Source organism: Clostridium sp. Marseille-P299 (assembly GCF_900078195.1).
Taxonomy (GTDB): Bacteria; Bacillota; Clostridia; order Lachnospirales; family Lachnospiraceae; genus Lachnoclostridium.
Window position 1 is genome coordinate 69606 of sequence record NZ_FJVE01000005.1, and the last position, 19917, is coordinate 89522.

10 protein-coding genes are annotated in these 19917 nt (G+C 34.1%); 1 reads left to right on the top strand and 9 read right to left on the bottom strand.

Annotation, left to right across the window (positions count from 1 at the left end; all coding sequences use genetic code 11):
* Positions 1-172 precede the first annotated feature (172 nt).
* From rpoC to BN4220_RS02200, 8 genes are all read right to left on the bottom strand, one after another.
* Entirely contained in the window at positions 173-3913 is a 3741-nt protein-coding gene (rpoC, locus tag BN4220_RS02165) for a DNA-directed RNA polymerase subunit beta' (RefSeq protein WP_066712954.1), read from the bottom strand.
* 21 nt (positions 3914-3934) lie between these two features.
* A complete protein-coding gene (locus BN4220_RS02170) occupies positions 3935-7771 on the bottom strand; it encodes a DNA-directed RNA polymerase subunit beta (RefSeq protein WP_066712957.1) in 3837 nt (1278 codons plus the stop codon).
* Between the two features lie 664 nt (positions 7772-8435).
* A complete protein-coding gene (locus BN4220_RS02175; protein WP_066712959.1) occupies positions 8436-9587 on the bottom strand; it encodes an MFS transporter in 1152 nt (383 codons plus the stop codon).
* A gap of 382 nt (positions 9588-9969) precedes the next feature.
* Positions 9970-10926, bottom strand: a complete 957-nt coding sequence (locus BN4220_RS02180) for a serine hydrolase domain-containing protein (RefSeq protein WP_197467878.1) — start codon at positions 10924-10926, stop codon at positions 9970-9972.
* A gap of 42 nt (positions 10927-10968) precedes the next feature.
* Complete coding sequence (locus tag BN4220_RS02185) at positions 10969-12480, bottom strand: ABC transporter substrate-binding protein (RefSeq protein WP_066712972.1); 1512 nt, start codon at positions 12478-12480, stop codon at positions 10969-10971.
* Positions 12481-12544: 64 nt separating this feature from the next.
* Positions 12545-13456, bottom strand: coding sequence for a carbohydrate ABC transporter permease (locus BN4220_RS02190; RefSeq protein ID WP_066712974.1), 912 nt, complete (start codon positions 13454-13456; stop codon positions 12545-12547).
* Between the two features lie 12 nt (positions 13457-13468).
* Positions 13469-14443, bottom strand: a complete 975-nt coding sequence (locus tag BN4220_RS02195; protein ID WP_066712977.1) for an ABC transporter permease — start codon at positions 14441-14443, stop codon at positions 13469-13471.
* Between the two features lie 318 nt (positions 14444-14761).
* Complete coding sequence (locus BN4220_RS02200; protein ID WP_066712979.1) at positions 14762-17056, bottom strand: helix-turn-helix domain-containing protein; 2295 nt, start codon at positions 17054-17056, stop codon at positions 14762-14764.
* 309 nt (positions 17057-17365) lie between these two features.
* On the opposite strand from BN4220_RS02200, the gene BN4220_RS02205 reads away from it, so the two are divergent.
* On the top strand, positions 17366-18376 hold the full coding sequence (locus BN4220_RS02205) for a pectinesterase family protein (RefSeq protein WP_066712981.1): 1011 nt from the start codon (positions 17366-17368) through the stop codon (positions 18374-18376).
* 176 nt (positions 18377-18552) lie between these two features.
* Here BN4220_RS02205 and BN4220_RS02210 read toward each other — a convergent pair whose 3' ends face one another.
* Positions 18553-19917: a citrate:proton symporter gene (locus tag BN4220_RS02210; RefSeq protein ID WP_066712984.1), complete on the bottom strand. Its 1365-nt coding sequence runs from the start codon at positions 19915-19917 to the stop codon at positions 18553-18555.

Here is a 19917-nt window from a genome sequence, read left to right on the forward strand (position 1 = left end):
GAATTTGTGTATTTTGTATATATTTATAATTTATTTACATTTCGTTGCATCAGGTACATCCTTAGCGCACCATGTAGGACATAATTCCTTATATATGAAAAAAAGCTTATGAGAAAGTACAAGCCTTTCGCATAAGCTTTTTATAGTATTAAAGATTATATCTTATTTTGTCTTATTCATTATCCTCATCGTCTAATGATTCTCCAAATAAGTCATCTGCGGAGAAAGATGATACTTCCTCTTCATCATAACTATCTTTTTTAAAGTATCCTGAATTATAATCATTCTCAGCCTTCATGTCATCGAAGTTTCCTTCATAACTTCCGCCTTCGAAATCTTCAGAAAACATTAATTCTTCATCCATATCTGTATCTAGCTTAACGCTACGGTATCTCTTCATACCAGTACCAGCTGGAATTAACTTACCGATAATTACGTTTTCCTTAAGACCGATTAAGTTATCAACCTTGCCCTTAATTGCAGCTTCAGTAAGAACTTTAGTAGTCTCTTGGAAGGATGCTGCAGATAAGAAAGAATTTGTTGCAAGGGAAGCCTTTGTAATACCAAGCATTACTTGCTTACCATCTGCAGGTTCTTTTCCTTCTGCGATTAATCTTTCATTTACATCGTTGTATTCTAAGATATCAACCATTGTACCTGGTAAGAATTCTGCATCTCCATTATTCTCGATACGAACTTTCTTAAGCATCTGACGAACAATAACTTCGATATGCTTATCATTGATTTCTACACCTTGTAAACGGTAAACTCTTTGAACTTCCTGGATCATGTAATCTTGAACCGCACGAACACCCTTAATCTTTAAGATATCATGTGGATTTACAGAACCTTCAGTTAATTCATCACCAGCTTCAATAATCTGATTATCAACAACCTTAATTCTTGATCCGTAAGGAATTAAATATGCTTTAGATTCAGCGGTTTCGCCATTTGTTACAACAACTTCACGCTTTCTCTTTGTATCTTTAATTGTTACTACGCCACCAAATTCAGCGATAATTGCAAGTCCCTTTGGCTTTCTAGCCTCGAAAAGTTCTTCGACACGAGGAAGACCTTGAGTAATATCATCACCCGCAACACCACCGGTATGGAAAGTACGCATTGTAAGCTGTGTACCTGGTTCACCGATAGATTGTGCTGCAATAATACCAACTGCTTCACCAACTTGAACTGCTTCACCAGTAGCCATGTTCGCACCGTAACACTTAGCACATACACCAATGTGTGATTTACATGTAAGAACTGTACGAATCTTAATCTTTGCTTCTAAACCAGCTTCTTCAATAGCCTTAGTAGCTACAATTCTAGCTGCACGTTTTGGTGTAATCATATGGTTCTTCTTAACGATTACTTCACCATTATCATCTAAGATAGTCTCACAAGAATATCTTCCTGTAATTCTTTCTTCTAAACTTTCAATTACTTCGTTACCATCAGCGAAAGCCTTAATCCACATTCCTGGAATTTCTCCAGTACTTTCACAGCAATCTACTTCACGAATAATTAAATCCTGAGAAACGTCAACCAAACGACGAGTTAAGTAACCGGAATCGGCTGTACGTAACGCTGTATCGGAAAGACCCTTTCTAGCACCATGAGCGGAGATGAAGTACTCAAGTACGTCAAGACCTTCACGGAAGTTCGCTTTGATAGGAAGTTCGATTGTCTTACCGGATGTATCCGCCATAAGACCACGCATACCTGCTAACTGCTTAATCTGCTTCTCAGAACCACGGGCACCGGAATCAGCCATCATGAAGATGTTGTTATATTTATCAAGTCCAGATAAAAGTGCCTCTGTAATTTCATCATCGGCTTCTTTCCATGTCTCAATAACTGCTTTGTAACGTTCTTCTTCAGTCATTAAACCACGACGATGGTTTCTAGAAATGATATCAACTTGCTTTTCAGCAGCTGCAATAATTGTTTTCTTTTCATCTGGTACAGTCATATCTGAAATGGATACTGTCATAGCTGCTCTTGTAGAGTATTTGTAACCTAATGACTTAATTGCATCCAATGTTTCAGCTGTCTTAGTTGCACCATGTGTATTAATACATTTTTCAAGAATCTTCTTTAACTGTTTCTTACCAACATGGAAGTCAACTTCAAGAGTTAAGAAGTTATCTGGATTTGTACGATCTACAAAACCTAAATCTTGACTAATGATTTCGTTGAATATAAAACGACCTACTGTTGATTCAACAAATTTATGCTCTTCTACACCTTCTGCATTGATACCTTTTCTTAAAACTTTGATCTTTGCATGAAGAGAAATTGCATTATTTTCATATGCTAAAATTGCCTCATTTACGCTCTTAAAGCACTTACCTTCACCTAAGTCACCTGGCTTCATTAATGTTAAGTAATAAATACCAAGTACCATATCCTGAGATGGAACCGCAACAGGGCCACCATCGGATGGTTTTAATAAGTTGTTAGGAGATAATAAGAGGAATCTACACTCTGCTTGTGCTTCTACAGAAAGTGGTAAATGCACCGCCATCTGGTCACCATCGAAGTCCGCGTTAAACGCTGTACATACAAGTGGATGTAGCTTAATTGCCTTACCTTCTACAAGTACAGGTTCGAATGCCTGAATACCAAGTCTATGAAGAGTAGGAGCACGGTTTAACATAACTGGATGCTCACGAATAACTTCTTCTAGGATATCCCATACTTCTGGCTGTAATCTTTCTACCATTTTCTTAGCAGATTTGATGTTATGAGCAGTTCCTTTTGCTACTAATTCTTTCATAACAAATGGTTTAAATAGCTCAATTGCCATCTCTTTTGGAAGACCACATTGATAAATCTTAAGTTCTGGTCCAACTACGATAACAGAACGTCCGGAATAGTCAACACGCTTACCAAGTAAGTTCTGACGGAAACGACCTTGCTTACCTTTTAACATATCGGATAAGGACTTAAGTGGTCTGTTACCAGGTCCAGTAACTGGTCTACCTCTTCTACCATTATCAATTAAAGCATCTACTGCTTCTTGTAACATTCTCTTTTCATTACGAACAATAATATCAGGAGCACCAAGCTCTAACAAACGTTTTAAACGATTGTTACGGTTGATAATTCTACGATATAAATCATTCATATCAGACGTTGCAAAACGTCCACCATCAAGCTGTACCATCGGACGTAAATCTGGTGGTATAACTGGAATAACGGTCATAATCATCCATTCTGGCTTATTATTAGATTCGCGGAATGCTTCCACTACTTCAAGTCTCTTAATGATTCTTGCTCTCTTTTGTCCAGTGGATTCTTTTAAACCTCTTTTTAAGTCTTTGGATTCTTTTTCAAGGTCAATTGCTTGTAAAAGCTCCATGATTGCTTCTGCACCCATTCCAACTCTGAATTTAGAGCCATATTTATCATATGCTTCTCTATATTCTTTTTCGTTAAGAACTTGCTTATACTGAAGATCGGAATCTCCCTTATCAAGCACGATATAAGATGCAAAATACAATACTTTTTCCAAGGTTCTAGGAGAAAGGTCTAATATTAGACCCATTCTACTAGGGATACCCTTGAAATACCATATATGAGAGACTGGTGCAGCAAGTTCAATGTGACCCATTCTTTCACGACGTACACTCGCTTTTGTAACTTCAACGCCACAACGATCGCAGACTACGCCTTTATAACGAATTTTCTTGTACTTACCGCAATGGCATTCCCAGTCTTTGTTTGGTCCAAAGATTTTTTCACAGAATAAGCCATCTTTTTCCGGTTTTAATGTTCTATAGTTAATAGTTTCGGGTTTTCTTACCTCACCTCTAGACCATTCTCTGATCTTTTCTGGTGAAGCCAAACCGATTTTAATTGCATCATAAGTTATTTCTTTGACACTATCATTCATCATTTCTGTTGGCATTATCTGGCTCTCCCTTCAGTGTTAATCTTCGAAATCTTCCATTTCATTGAATTCCAATCCGCCGCTTTCTTCTTCCTCGAAAACATCAAACATACCGGACTCTTCCTCAGGATTTACTTCACTATAACCAGCTTCCTCATAACCTTCATCATATCTAAAGTTTTCATCGCCCTCGATTAGTGGAGTCAATTCTCCGTCGCCATAGTCAATATTTTCTGACATCTTAACTTCTCTACCTTGTTCATCAAGAACAGTAACATCAAGAGCTAAGGATTGAAGTTCTTTTAAAAGTACCTTGAAGGATTCAGGAATACCAGGTTCTGCAATATTGTCACCTTTAATAATAGCCTCATAAGTTTTAACACGGCCAGTAACATCATCGGATTTAACAGTTAAGATTTCTTGTAGGATATGAGCAGCACCATATGCTTCAAGTGCCCAAACTTCCATCTCACCAAATCTCTGTCCACCGAACTGTGCTTTACCACCAAGTGGCTGTTGTGTTACTAAGGAATAAGGACCAGTAGAACGTGCATGGATCTTATCGTCTACTAAGTGGTGAAGTTTTAGGTAGTGCATGAAACCAACTGTTACAGCTCCATCAAAATATTCACCTGTTCTACCGTCACGAAGTCTAACCTTACCATCACGGTTAATTGGAACACCTTCCCATTGCTTTCTATAATCCTGATTCTGAATTAAATAATCCATTACTTCAGGATCTAAGATATCTTTATATTTTTCTTGGAACTCATCAAGTGGAGTATTAACATAATCATTTGCTAATTCCAAAGTATCCATGATATCAAACTCGTTCGCACCATCAAATACTGGTGTTGCAACATTAAATCCAAGAACTTTAGCTGCAAGACTTAAGTGAATCTCAAGTACCTGACCAATGTTCATACGTGAAGGAACGCCTAGAGGATTTAATACGATATCAAGAGGTCTACCATTTGGTAAGAATGGCATATCTTCTACTGGCAATACTCTGGAAACAACACCCTTGTTACCATGACGACCAGCCATCTTATCACCAACTTGAATCTTTCTCTTCTGAGCAATATAAACACGTACAGTTTGATTTACACCTGGAGATAATTCATCACCATTTTCTCTCGTAAATACTTTAGCATCTACAATAATTCCGTATTCACCATGTGGAACACGTAGGGATGTATCTCTAACTTCTCTTGCCTTTTCACCGAAGATAGCACGAAGTAAACGTTCTTCTGCAGTAAGTTCAGTCTCACCCTTTGGTGTAACCTTACCAACTAAGATATCTCCTGCACGTACTTCAGCACCAATACGAATGATACCTCTTTCATCAAGATCTTTTAATGCATCATCGCCGACACCTGGTACATCTCTTGTGATTTCTTCAGGTCCAAGTTTTGTATCACGAGCTTCTGCTTCATACTCTTCAATATGAACAGATGTATAAACGTCCTCTTGTACTAAACGCTCACTTAAAAGGACAGCATCTTCGTAGTTGTAACCTTCCCAAGTCATAAATCCGATTAATGGATTCTTACCAAGAGCTAATTCACCGTTTTGTGTTGAAGGACCGTCTGCAATTACTTGGCCAGCTTCAATTCTTTCACCTTTTACAACAATAGGTCTTTGGTTAATGCTTGTTCCTTGGTTACTTCTTGCGAATTTAACTAATCTATATTCAGTCTTTGTTCCATCATCGTTCTTTACAGTGATGTCACGAGAAGTTGCTCTTTCAACAGTACCTGCTTTTTTAGCAATAATACATACACCAGAGTCAACTGCTGTTTTATATTCCATACCTGTACCAACTGCTGGAGCTTCTGTAAATAATAGTGGTACTGCCTGACGTTGCATGTTAGAACCCATAAGTGCACGGTTCGCATCGTCATTTTCAAGGAAAGGAATCATTGCTGTTGCAACGGAGAATACCATCTTAGGAGATACGTCCATAAGATCGATTTTCTTCTTCTCAAATTGAGATGTTTCTTCTTTATAACGACCAGATACGTTATTGGAAATAAAATATCCGTTCTCATCAATTGGCTCATTTGCCTGTGCAACAACATATTTATCTTCTTCATCTGCTGTTAAATAAACTACTTCATCGGTTACTCTTGGATTTAATGGATCTGATTTATCTACCATACGATATGGAGCTTCAATAAATCCATACTGATTAATTCTAGCATAGGATGCTAAAGAGTTAATAAGACCGATGTTAGGACCTTCAGGAGTTTCGATAGGACACATTCTACCATAGTGAGAATAGTGAACGTCACGAACCTCGAATCCGGCTCTATCACGAGACAAACCACCAGGTCCAAGTGCGGATAGACGTCTCTTATGTGTTAATTCACCAAGAGGGTTGTTCTGATCCATAAACTGAGACAACTGTGAACTACCAAAGAATTCTTTGACAGCTGCTGTCACAGGTTTAATATTAATTAAAGACTGAGGACTAATTCCTTCTAAGTCTTGAGTTGTCATTCTTTCACGAACAACACGTTCCATTCTTGATAAACCGATTCTATATTGGTTTTGTAATAACTCACCAACTGCACGAATTCTTCTGTTACCTAAATGGTCGATATCATCTGCACTACCAAGTCCATATTCTAAGTGCATATTGTAGTTAATAGAAGCAATAATATCTTCCTTAGTAATATGCTTAGGAATTAATTCGTTGATGGACTTTTTAATTGCTTCTTTTCTATCTTCTAAGTCAGTATAAGCTTCTAAGATATTCTTAAGAACTGGATAGTATACATCTTCTGTAACTCCTAATTCCTCAAGATCGCAATCAATGTAAGCGGCTAAGTCAACCATTAAGTTAGATAAAACCTTAACGTTACGTTCTTCCGCTTGTACGATAATTGCTGGGATTGCTCTGTTTTGAATATCATATGCTAACTCTTCTGTAATTAAAGTACCAGCAGTTGCAACGATTTCACCGGTTGACATATCAATAACGTCTTCTGCTAAAGGAAATCCTACAACACGGTTTCTAAGATTTAACTTCTTATTAAATTTGAAACGTCCGAATTTAGCAAGATCATATCTTCTTGCATCAAAAAACATACTATTGATTAAGGACTCTGCACTTTCTACAGAAAGTGGTTCGCCTGGACGTAATTTTTTATATAACTCAAGCAAACCATCTTGATAATTATCAGATGGATCTTTTGCAAGACTTGCTGTAATCTTTGGTTCTTCTCCAAAAAGTTCTTGAATTTCTGCGTTTGTACCAATACCAAGCGCACGAATTAACACTGTAATAGGAACTTTTCTGTTTCTATCTACACGAACGTAAAAAACATCGTTAGAATCTGTTTCATACTCTAACCATGCACCTCTATTAGGTATAACTGTACTTGAATATAGTGTCTTTCCAATTTTATCATGGCCGATTGCATAATAGATTCCAGGGGAACGTACTAACTGGCTAACTATTACTCTCTCAGCACCATTAATTACGAAGGTACCAGTTTCAGTCATTAATGGTAAATCACCCATGAATATATCATGCTCATTGATTTCATCGTTCTCTTTGTTGCGAAGTCTTACCTTCACCTTCAAAGGAGCAGCATAAGTAGCATCTCTTTCCTTGCACTCTTCAATCGAATACTTAACATCATCTTCACATAATTGAAAACTAACGAATTCCAAACTTAGATGATCACTGTAATCTTCGATTGGCGAAATGTCATCGAATACTTCGTTAAGACCTTCCTCTAAGAACCACTTATAGGAATCCTTTTGAACTTCAATGAGATTAGGCATTTCAAGTACTTCTTTTTGCTTTGAATAGCTCATTCTTACGCCTTTACCAAGCTTAATTGGACGTATTCTGTTTTTATCCATTGACGTTTTCACCCCTTGAATTTTTTTAGGTTTATATATATCATCGGCTAAACGTGTTACGAACATAATGTCGATTCACGCATACCGTAGCCCTGCTTCCAAGGCATTACCTTTAATGGCAAGCACTTTTTGGATGGTATAAACCATCTGACATCAACACATAATACAACTAAATAAGACGTATTAAGTATTGATTTTGGCATATATTGTGTATTCCACCAGCATTATAATAAATATTTTTAAAAACTCTTTGCAATTCCAATATTATGTGTTATAATTGATATGAGTGGGCACACAAAACCATAATAGTGCACATTTCATATTATCATAGTAAAGTCAAGCTGTCAATACCCAATTTGTACAGCTTTTTTTAAATTCTTTTAATTTTTTTTTGACGGATAATCTAAAATTGCATTAAAATGTAAAGTATTATCTAAGTGTTTCCAGAATTGTCATAAATAATACAGGATTCATAAATAGATGAAATAAAACTATTATTTATACAAGTATATAAGAAGTTCATTAGAAAAACATTTGAAGGGGTTATGAAAATAACCCCTTCCTTCTTATTTAATATCTCTTTATTTATCTCTTTATTTGTCTCTTTAATATTTCTCTATCTAATACTTTTTAGATTTAATCATCCTTTTGACTAATATTCTTTTTATTCAATATTCTTTCTTTTATAATTAATAAACGCGAATATTACCATACATGTTGTGCTAATCGTAAGGATGCCAATCGCTCCAGTTAATCCAATAACATCTGCAACCACTCCAATGATTTTAGGGAATACGATTCCTCCAAGAGCTGCAATTGCTAGTAACATCGACATACCAGAAGACGAGCCTTTTATTATAGTACCTGCATTAGCAATACATGTTGGATAAATACCAGCAAAGAAAAATCCTAGCATAGCAATTGAAATGGAAATCACAGTTAAATTTTTTGTAGCTACAAGTAGAACAAAGAATATAGCTGTAAAGATACAGTTGATTAGTATTAAACTCTTTTTATTCATTTTCTTTGACAAACTAGCAGTAACAATTCGGCCGATCATTACAGCAACCCAAGTAATTGAAACTAAGTTAGTTGCAAAACTATCACTCATGATACCAGTACTTTTAAAATATGTAACAAACCATCCATTTACACAGTTTTCAAGTCCTAAATAAAAGAATAACACTAAGCCAATTACGTAGAAATCAACACTCTTTAAATAAGAACGATTTTCCTCGCTTTTTTGTTTTTGCTTACTTACTTGATTGTCATCATTGGATATATTAAATAATAAGAACAATGCTATTACTAATAATCCGATAATTGTATAAACAATATGTCTCCATGTTAAACCAATATTAATATAAAGAGAGGTTAAGAATGGGGCTAAAAATGCTCCAATTGCAAATGACATATGTAAGAAGTTAAGTGCCGCATTTGAACCATTACTCTGTTCATTCACTACTGTGTTATTAAAAATACTAACTGTTCCTCTTCCTATTCCTAATAATACAAACAATAAATACAACAATAATACTGGTGGTAACAATGTAATTCCTAATAAACTAAGTGGAATTAAACTTGACAGACAAACAACCGTAAATTTACGTCCTAACCTTTCTATAAAAAATGGATTCACAAAGCTTGCTAGAAAATTACCAATAGCAAAAGCCGACAATAATCCTCCTGCTACACCATAACTAAGACCTGCTTCAGTAATAAGATAAGGCAGAATTGTTCCGACCTCAAGCACCATCATTCCATTTACGAGGAATGCAAAATAACATGGTAAAAAGATTTTCCACTTTCGATTCATAATTATTTCCCTTTCTCACTTGTATCATGGCAGAAGCACAAACTAAAAAAAATTCGTGTAATACCACCCTTAAAAGCCCCCATAAAAAAAGAAGCTTATCGCGCTATGAAATATTTAAATATCCTCACAGCGTGTCACGCTACATAAAAATTAATTGGATTTACTTTATCCATTGGGCATAAGAAAAACAATTATGCAACACAACATAATTGCCACTTAATCTGCTCAATTTGATATTCAGAAGCAAAGTTATTTACTTCATTCCGCTCCATTATACCACAGAGTAAAATATTTTAAAAGAGCAGAAAGTCAAGAGTACTACCAAGAAACAACCTTGATAATACTCTTGACTGTAAATCTCTTTCTTAAACCTATTGCTTTTTTAATTTAAAAGCGGAAATATCACATCATAAAATGCTTGATGGATATACTTAATATCCTTAGAACGCTCTACCAAATCTGCATTGGTTATTAATATAAAATCATGTTTTGGATAGCATGCAGCAAGCTGACCACCGATACCATAGAAAGTAAAACCTCCATCTCGATTACCCCAAATCTGATATCCATAACCAAATTGCTCATCGTACGCTTCATAATGCGCAGTTGATACTAGAGCAGTCGTCATCTCTTTTAAATACTCTTTAGGAATCAATTGTTTTCCTTCATATATCCCCTGATTCATACATAAAGTCGCCACTGCTGCAAGGTCTCTTGTAGTGCAAGATAGCCCGTCTCCACCTCTTACAATTCCCGCATCATCCTTATCCCATGTTGCTGTTTTTGAAAATCCAATTGCATCAAGTACCTTTTCACGCAGATAAGTAAACAAGTCCTTTCCTGAAAGTCTGGCAACCAAAGCAGATAATACATGCGTAGCAGAGGTATCATATGAGAATATAGTGCCTGGATGATAATCTGGTTCAACACAGAAAAAGGACTCTACCCAATCACCATCATAGAGCTTGTATGTGGTTGACTTATGGGCTGTTGTCATTGTTAGCAGATGCTTAATCTTCATTTCTGCGATATAAGGATGTACACCATTCTTAGGAAGCTTATCTTTAAAATAATCACAGATTGGATCCTCCAAGCTAAGCTTTCCTTCCTCTTTTAAGAGACCTATTGCAATTGCAGTAAAACTTTTACCTACAGAATACATTCTGTGATTTTTCTCTGCATTCCAACCTTTAAAATAGTTCTCATATATCAAATTTCCTTTTGAAATCATCATAAGACTATCTAGTTCAACATTGTGTTTTTCTAATTCATTTAGAAACTCGTTAATTTTTTCCTCTGGTATCCCAACCTCACTTGGGCAAATCCTATTCCACTGCATGTTATCCCCCATTAAAACATATTCTCTTATTATTACTTTAATTTACTTTGCTAAAAACTCATCAAACTGCTTCTGAATTTCTGCAACATACTCATCCCAGCCTGCTGCTTTTAATTCTTTTATCAATTGATCAATGTTTTCATCATAATCCTTAATACCTGCTAGCATTGGATTTGCAAGTTCTGTCCAAATACTTTCAATTTGAGCTTTCTGAGTTTTTATTTTATCATAATTGATAGAAAATCCAAAAGAACAACTACGAATTGCTTCCTTGTCCCAATTACGGTATGTATCAATGAAATCGTCTGGGAAGCGTTCATCAAAATGAGATATGTTAACATTAAAGATCATCCATTGATAGAATAATTCATCTGTGTTAATAGGTACAATCTTATCATTTTCAAGTGTATAGTCGGTTCCTTCAATACCGTAAATTAACATATCTGCAATTTCTGTATTCTTTTGCAATAAGTTCACAAACAAAGCGACACGATCAGCTTTTTCAGAAGTTACAGGCACTTGAAATGCTGTACTTTCATAAGTTTTCTTATAGATTGGCTTATCTGGTCGTATATAATACTCTTTTGTGTAAGCATCCGGTACTACTTTCTTTAAGCTTGGTTCATTCTCAATAACTGTTGTTCCACAAGTACCACGGAATAAAGATACCATACCTGCTTGAAATGGATTAGTAACAGTATTAGTAAGAATATCTTTCGGAATCAAATCATTCTTATACCATTCGTTATAAAGCTTAACTGCTTTTTCAAATTCTTCACTTTCTGCAAAACTTACAATTTCCTTCGTATCTTGTTCTACCCAAAGTCCTGTAGCAAGAGGTGTTAAATTTCTATCACTTGTACCACGAATAATATATTCTGCTGATGCTAATTCATAAGTGGCATTTAATCCAAATTGTTCCTTAGCCTTTGTTACATACTCTGTTAAGTCATCAAGATTTTCAATTGTTTCCATTCCAATAGTATCCATAATATCTTGTCTTACACAAACAGTACTATAAACACCACCAGTTGGTTTGTTACCAATTGGAATCGCATAAATACGGCCATCGTAAGTATATGGTTCAAAACTTACCTCATCCATATTATTTCTCCAGTCAGGAAGGTACTTTTCAATTGAGCTAGTAAGATCTTGTAAATATCCCTTACTTACACTAGAAGCTGCCCAAGTTGGGTCAATAATTGCAGCATCAAACTCTTGTCCTGATGCTATCATTAAGTCTACTTTACCACCTGCACCATTTTCTGTCCAAGGTAAATACATAAGTTCTACTTTTGTATTTATTTCATCAATAAAGAGCTGTTGAAACTCATTATTCATTAACTCTGTCATTCTTGGTGATTCCTCGCCAAATAAAACAACTTTAATTGTATCTAACTCCTTTGGACGCAGTGAGTTTTCCTCAAGCTCTAACTCCTTTTTTTCTGTATCTGTGGGTGTTGTTGCTGTTTTCCCCGTACATCCTACAAATAACATGGAACAAGCCATCATTATTGCTGTTGCAGAAACCATTGTTTTTTTCCATTTTCTCATAAATACTTTCCTCCTAAATTCTATTTTATTTAAAGTTCACTGATCTGTGAACCCCAAATCGACATCAACCTTTTACAGCTCCAACTATTACTCCTTTTGTAAAATACTTTTGCGCGAATGGATATAGGCAAATAATAGGTCCAATAGTGATACAAATAGTTGCCATTTTAGTTGTTTCAAGTGGCGTATTTACTGTATAACCTAATGACTGATTCGCTTGGCTAGCCATGAATTGCGCATTTGATAACATATTATATAAATAATATTGAAGTGGATACAGTTTTTGTTTTGATATAAACATCAAAGCCAGATAATAATCATTCCAATAACTTAATGCATAGAACATCCCAACCGTTACAAGTCCTACCTTAGCAAGTGGTAAATATATTTTGGAATAAATCTTTAAAAATCCTGCTCCATCAATTCTTGCTGCTTCTGCAATTTCTTCTGGAATTGACTTAAAGAAATTACGTAATAAGAAAACATTGAATGCACTAATACTACACGGAAGAATGAGAGCAAAAAACTTATCCGTTAGATGATAATATCTTGTACACATAATATACCAAGGTAATAAACCAGCTGAAAAAATCATTGGAATATATAAAAACAAGTTTAAAGCTCCTCTTGGTTTAAATTCATTTACAGAAAGTACATATGCAAATGAAGAAGAAACCAACAGCGAAAAAATTGTTCCAAATACCGTTACCATTATTGTAACTTTATATGCATTAAAGATGTTCTTTCCTAATGATGTAAACACAAGTTTATACGCTTCTAAACTAAATTTCTTCGGGATAACCGTATATCCCTCTTTTACAACCGTGCTTTCATCAGAAAATGATACCCCCAGTGCTAATAACATCGGATAAAGACATGCAAAGGCAAAAGCAATAACAATTATATAAAATAACACGCGAAGTATCTTATCACTCATAGTTCTTGACTTAATTTTATTCTTACTTTTTACAGACACAGGGTTCACCTCCTAGAATAATTTATACTCTTTATCAAATCTTCCCGCTAACCAATTGGAGAACAACACTAAAACAAATCCAAATAAGGATTGATATAAACCAATTGCCGAGCCCATTGTAAAATCGCCCATTCCAACAACAGATCGATATACAAATGAATCAATAATATCTGTAGTTTCTAATAACATTGGTGAAAGATTCGTTAAAGACATCATCATTGTTAAATCACCGCTTAACATCTTACCAACGGATAGTAGGAATAGAATAATAATCGTTGGCTTTAAAAGTGGTATTGTTATGTAGCGGATTTTTTGCCACATGGTCGCTCCGTCTACTTCTGCTGATTCATAATAAGCGGTATCAAAACCTGTGATTGTTGCAAAATAAATGATGGCACTATAGCCCGCACCCTTCCATATATTTGCTATGGTTAAAATAACTCTCCAATACTTTGGATCATTGTAGAAATCAATTTTATCAAATCCAATTGCTTCTAATACTAAGTTAATGCTACCGCCATTATAACTTAATAATGCTCTTAAAATACCACCCGCAACTACCCATGAAATAAAATAAGGTAAAATTGATAATGACTGAGTTACTTTTAGAACTTTCTTATTACGTATCTCATTAAACATGATTGCAAGTGCTACTGCAAAGGTGGTTCCGCAAACTGTATATAAAACATTTAATATCATTGTATTTTTAGTAGCTCTCCAAGCTTTCTCAAAATTAGCGAAGAAAAACTTAAAATTATCAAATCCTACCCATGGACTACCAAAGATACCATCTTTAAAGTTATACTGTTTAAATACGATTACTAAGCCACTCATTGGTATGTATGCAAACATAAGTGTCAAAATAATTCCTGGCACTGCAAGCAGCCAAAGCGCCTTATACTTTTTAAAATGTTTTGTTAATCTCACACCCATTGATAATTTCGAAGTTGGTGCTTGTCTAACAGGTACTTTCTTTATATCCTCCACACGAATTCCTCCCTTTCGGTTTCTTTTCTTGCATTATGAACTAACTTTTTACTTCCTTCAATCCAAAAGAATTGACATACTATCAAAATCTGTAAAATAGCATTATTTCATTTTTGTACTATCATAAAATAATGAAAAAACATAAATATCAAATTATTTTAAAGTATAAATATTTTGAACTAAGGCCTAAAACACTAGGACTTATCGTATTTTGAGATGATAAATACGTAATTTATATTGCGTCGTGTAAGCAATATAAAAGCTGATGTATAAATAAAATCTATAACAAGACTTTATTACACATCAGCTTTTATAATTTTATTCGATTGCTGCAGCTCTATACTTACTTGGCGTGACACCATATTTTTTCTTAAACATTGCAGTAAAGTATGAAGAACTCGTATACCCGACTTCTTCGCATATTTGTTGGATGCTTTTATTTGGAGATTCAATTAACATTTGCTTTGCTTTTTCTAAACGATATCCCGATAAGTAATCCGGAAATGCGCAAGTGCATATTTCATTAAAGATTCTACTAAAATACGATGGTGTAATATTGAACTTACTAGCTAAAAACTGCGCACTTATATTAACATCCATATAATGTTCTTCAATATAACGTATTGAGTTTGATACAATATCCGCACTACCACTATTTTGAACTTTACTAACAGAATCAGAAATATTGACAAACAAGTCAATAAACCAGTTCGTAGCATCCTCAATATAATGAAACGACATGACTTCTTCTCGTATGGACTCAATTTTAGAAACTTTTATCTCTTTACTATGTTTTGTAATCTCATTATGATATTTATTCATGGCAATTGCCAATGAAATCAATATTTCATATGCTACTTGAATGGAACAGCCTCGAAGTGACTTTGCCATTTCCTGATAGCACTGCTTAAACAACTCAAGATTTCTTGTTTTTACAGCCTCCATAATCTCTGTAGTATCTATATCTACTTTCCCTCCAAGTGCACTTCTTTGCATTTGTTCTTCACTAACAACAACTTTCATTCCATAAAGGAAACGATAACTTGTAGCTGCTCTAGCACTTTGATATGCTTCTCTTAAGTCACTTAAACGATTGCGTATTTGACTTAAACCTGCATCTAATTTTATTGAAAGCAAGTCATCCACTTGTTGCAAAAACTTATGAACTTCATCTTCTATTCGTATGTTATTGTTTTTGAGATCCTCTGGAAATAGAATCACAGCAATATATTCTTGATCTATTATGGTTGTTTTTATCTCTCCAAAATTATGCATTGCTTGAGCCATCATATTGGAAATGGTCTGCAATTGGAAATCAATTGCTTCTTTTGTATTGTTCATAACAAAGTCATCAACATCGCAAATTCTTAGTACAATGACTTGGAAGTTACATTTATCTTCCCTGCCTTCATATGCCTCAGAAAAATATTCTGGCAATACAACATCCGCATTTTTACTTGTCAAATATTGAACAATTTCTTCTTGTTCTTTCTTTTCATAAAACTGGTTCAGTTGATTTATCATGGATGTCATTGTTTGAGAAATAATTGTTAATTCATTTTTTGTTCTACGCTTCCTACTTTCATATTCTTTTTTGTCATTACGATTTTGAAAAGTATCTACTACTTCATCAATTGGATGATAAACCCGTAATGCTACTAAAAAGGATATCGTAAGCGCAGCAAAAGCCATAATAATACCTGTTACAATAACGATAAACCTAGTTTTTTGTATTGGCATTATAAAATTTTGATATGGGATACTATGTATAATATAATAACCATCTTGCTTTGAGTAAAGATAGCTCACTGTATAAATCTTTCCGTCTTCTCCTTTTAGCTTCAAAGTGTTTTGCTCTCTATTATCGTTTTGAATTGCTTGTATCAACGAATTATTAGAAAGTGTATATTTAAATGAATAGTCTTCTCCTTTACATCCAATCACATTTAAATAAGAGTCCACAATTAGATAATTCTCATTTTTACCAACTTCTGAAAATATCTCATCGGTAATGGATCCAATGTCTAGATTTACCATAACTCCATTAACAAATTCTTTACTTTCCGTTGAAAATTCTCCCATAGATATGCTTAAAACTTCACGTTCTTTCCCATAAACATCATTATAAGCTAATAGATTATAATGTTTCATTGAAGAATTACGAAACAATTCTCTCATTTCATTATCTTGACTAATAGTTAATGGATATGAATGATTACTACTTTTTAATAAGATTTCTTGGTTACCGAAGATATAAATAGAATGTAATCTTGGATTAACAGATACGGTATTTAATACATTATTTGCAACCACTGACATATTATCATTCCACGATAGATCACCACTAACTATTAATCGTTTCACATAGACATTTTTATATAAAAGCTCTAAAGTATCTTGTGCAGAACTAATATAATTATCTAACACTAAAAAATAATTCGATAATTCTCTACGTTCTCTTTCCATTAATTCAAGTTCACTTGATTTTTGAAACCAACCAAAACCTATCGTGCAAGAGATAATTATACACAACGCTGATATACCAAAACTACCCATAAAAATACTTTGTAGAATTTTACGTTCCTTATACTTTTGTAATATCTTCTTATACATAGATAACCTCCAACCATCACTAAGAATCATAACTATTATATCTAAATCAACACAAAACCACAATATTTTTAGCAGTTTTGACTAATATTTATTATTTATAATAATTTGATAATATAATAATTCCACAATAAAAATAGTTTTTATAACATAAATAACAATTATTTTATATTATATAAATTTATTATTATTGAATATCCGTAACTGCTAAGTTACCATTAATTAGTATGCTTATTTACAAACTAAAAATATTATGGTTGAAATTACTTTTAACCTTATGTACTTCTTACAAGTGCAAGATTGGAGGAAAAAATGACAAATCAAACAATCGTAGTTTCAAAAGATGGTGATGCAGATTTTACTACATTACAAGACGCAATATTATCAATTGATGATAATCATGTAGAACAAATTACAATTTTAGTTAAGCCAGGTATATATGTTGAAAAGGTTTTTATTCGTAAAGAAAATATTCGCATCGTAGGGGAAGATTGTCATACAACTATTTTTCGATATAATGATGGTGCCAAAACACTAAGGGCAGATGGAAGTGAATACGGAACCTTTAATACTGCAACTATTTTATTTGCTGGAAACAATATTGAAGTTGAGAATATTACATTTGAAAATTTCGCTGGAATAGGGCGCATTGCAGGACAGGCATTAGCTACATATATTGCTTCAGATAGAACCAGTTTCTATCATTGTCGATTTCTAGGCTATCAAGATACTATTTTTACTGCAGATTCTACTGCACTACATATGGAACGTTTAATTTTACCAGAATGGTTCAAAAATTCCTCCGTTCCTATTGAACATCCTAATACCCGCATCTATTTTGAAGATTGTTATATTTGTGGAGATGTTGACTATATTTTTGGTCCAAGCACTGCATACTTTAATCATTGCGAGATTTTTACCCGTAAACTAGAAAGTGAAAATGATTCCTTTATTACAGCTGCTAGTACACCATCAAATCAGGAATATGGATATGTATTTAATGAATGCTATTTAACAGGTGATGGCCGTGAAAATTCTGTTTACTTGGGGCGCCCATGGAGGGATTATGCAAAGACCGCATTTATCAAATGTCATATGGAAAATCATATCAAACCAATCGGATGGCATAATTGGAATAAAGTAAACGCTGAAGTAACAACATCGTATGTAGAATTTAACAATGTAGGCTTAGGTGCAAGCCCATCCCAAAGAGCTACTTTTAGTAAGCAGCTTGATAATGAAGGATTATTAGAATATTACTCTGTAAAGAGCGTTCTTGCAGATAATGATAATTGGAATCCTAGTAGATATAACACTCTTTAATAAACGTAATCTATATTCTAGATTTGCAAAAAATTTGATTCTACATGTTTTATTTTTATATTGTTTTTAGTTTAAAAAGATAAAGCTCTTTTTATAAGCCTTTCTTCTCATGCATTGGCAATGAAGATACACTTATAAAAAGAGCTTTTTATTTTATGTACAAAAATATTTCATTATTAATATGGGAGTGCACCGGATAGCCCATATACGATTAAATAAGTTATTAATATCCAAAAGAAATGCTTCGTATATTCTTTTTGAAAACTTACAAAGTTTTGATCTGTGTCACCACATAGTAAGTAAAGCGCTGGGATAACAGGGCTTATTAAACGGAACGATTGCCCAACCATGGATGCTACTGCTGCCTCCATTGGAGAAATTCCGAATTGTCCCATGACATTGCTTATTACAGATGCAATACCAAAGTAGAAAGCATCCTGTGGTAGGAAACAAATGGCTGGTGCGGCAATGACTGCATATACTGGAGCCATATGAGAACCAAGTCCTGTAGGAATGATACTTGCCACAGAATCTGCTAATGCATTTGCCATACCAGTTCCTGATAATACACCTGAGAAAATACCTGCACCTAAGGTTGCTAAGGTTGTAGGTAGTGCATCTGCTGCAAGCTCTTCAATACGTTCGTTACACTCTTTTACAGAACGATAGTTTACAACTAAAGCAACGGAGAAAGCTAGCATAAATACTACGGATCCATGCACATATCCTTTAATCAATACAAAAATAGCAATTCCTGTTATAAGTAAATTAAACCAATATAATTTAGGTCTCTTTAATTCTGGATCCTTATCACGTATCGCAGAAAGCATATTCTCCAAATGTTCCTTGGATACTTGACCAGCTGAGGAAGATACGTAATTTAATCTTTTTCTTTCTTTCATTCCAAGTACAGCTGTAATAATAATAACTACAACCTGTGCAGCTAATAAACCTGGTAATAGATTAGCAAATAGTTCATTTAATTCTACACCAATTGCTGTAGCTGCAGCAATCGTAGGTCCACCCCAAGGTAGCTGATTCCATATACCAATCGGTGCAACAATAATTATTGCTAAGTAACTAAGCTTTAAATTTAATTGTTTGTAAAGATTTCTAAAAGCCGCAAGACAAATGATAATTGTAGTAGTTGTATCACCATTTAAAGCAACTACACTTGCAACCATAACGGTTGAAAGAAGTACCTTTAGAGGGTCCCCTTTTGCTTTCTTGATAAAAAATTCAGCGACAGGATCAAACAATCCTACATTTAACATTAAGTCAAAAAACAAGATTGAAAATAAGATTGTTATACCTGGTGAAATAACACCCCATGAAACTTTGCCAGTTGTAGCATTCTGTTTAAAGAAAACACTTTCTTTTATCCAATCAAATAAATCTAAAAAATTATTTCCGTTGATGAATACAGCGATAATACCAAAAAATAAAGGAACTAGTGTTAAGGCAACAAAAACAGATAATTTTTTCTTAGAGAGCAGTATTATAAATGTAGCAATCATGGCTAAAGCTAAAAAAGTTAACAT